Raw genomic sequence first — 1644 nt, forward strand, 5'->3', positions numbered from 1 at the left:
TCCGAAGGGAAATGTCAAACCGAACTACCCGCGTGGGGAGGTCATCGGTTCTGGCGACGAAAAAACCTTCAAGTGTGGCGCTTGCAGACAGTCCTCGATCATCAAGAACAACGGCGCCGTCGTCGATGAGTATCGCAGGCTTCGCAGGCGGTTCCAAGAAGAGGGGCCACGCGATTGCTGCCCGGACGAAGACTGCGAAAACCGGGACAGACCCCTATCGCATCATCCGGACCTGTATCGAAAGTCCGGCCGCACGGCCAAAGGCGCGCAGCGATGGAAATGTAAGGCTTGTCTGACATCATTTTCGCTCGGATCGCGGATCAGGAGGCAGCATCGCAGCAATGCGAACCGGGATGTGCTCTGGATGATCACCAACGGGATGCCGATCTCGAAGATCAGCGACTTCACCGGTCTTTGTCCGCGGGATGTGTATCGCAAGATCGACTTCATTTACGATCGCGTCGTGGATCACACGGCGCGCCGTGAAGGGTCGTTCCAGAGCGTGAACTGGGAGAAAGTGGGCCGGCGCTTCGCGACGGACTCCCAGAGGCTGCACCTCAACTGGCCGAACAAGAAGACCCGGGCCCAGATCGCCGTTCAGCACCTCTGCACGGCACACGCTAACACCGGATACATCATGGCAGCCCATCTGGGGCTCGATCCCGCTATCGACCTGCCGGACATCGAGGCCGCGATGACGGCCGCAGGCGACTTCGGACTACCAAGAGCGTTCCGCAGGCAGGCCCGGGTCTGGTCGGAAACCGAGTTCAAGACCTATCTCGACAAGATCACTCGAGGCGTCCAGATCCATCCGTCCGAGGCGCCTGATGTGGATGTAGACCTACAGCTACCTCACCGCGGCTCGCTGCTACGCCAGGATGTGATGCAGCTGGCCCACGCCTTCCTCCTGCGCCATTTTCTTGGCAAAGGCGATGAGCGCTTCGTCTTCGTCTTGGACGCGGACTCCGGGCTGGCACTGTCCTTTGTCGCGGCGTTTGCGAAGCGTATCAAGGAGGCTTCCGCAGATGTCATCGTTGTTCAGTTCGATAAACATCAGTCCAACGACCAGAGAAACATGCTCGTTGGAGACGGAAAGGCTTCCCTGGAGTTTGCGACCGGGATCGCCCGATCTCAGTGGTCCTCACTGAAGTTGAGCGACCAACTCGAGCTGACGGATATCGCTATCGAGGGGATGTTGCAGGGCAGTCCGCTCGGCGCACCATTTGCTTGGCCGTTCCACACGAAGAGCGAACCCCATCGGCGTATCCGGATTCTCACTGACAGAGCAGACATGGACCCGGATCGGCGTGCAAGATTGATGCGTCTCGCAACGCTGCGCAGCGTCGATGCCTACTTCCACAAAGTGCGATCCAACATCCGCTTTGCCGCCCGACCGGCGCATACACCCAGCGGCAACGGACGGACCTGGGACAGACACTACCTCTACAACCCTGAAACGATGGTAAAGGTGGTCGAGATCTACCGCTTCGCGCACAACTGGATCGGTTCATCGAAGACGAAGGAAACGCCTGCAATGAAGCTCGGAATCGCCCGTGGGAAGATGCGTCTCAGCGAGTTCTTCGGGTGAAAGAGAGAGCAGCCGCCGAATGATCGGCGGCTGCATCATTTACTGCAAAGGGCTGG

Annotated in this window: 1 protein-coding gene; it reads left to right on the forward strand. The window is 59.0% G+C overall.

Translation table 11 applies throughout. The annotated features are described in order from the left end of the window. Positions 1-1588: hypothetical protein (locus DDE23_RS25275; protein ID WP_157958121.1), on the forward strand; the 1588-nt coding region annotated here is incomplete at its 5' end. Positions 1589-1644 lie beyond the last annotated feature (56 nt).

The organism is Pararhodobacter aggregans (assembly GCF_003075525.1).
Lineage (GTDB): Bacteria > Pseudomonadota > Alphaproteobacteria > Rhodobacterales > Rhodobacteraceae > Pararhodobacter > Pararhodobacter aggregans.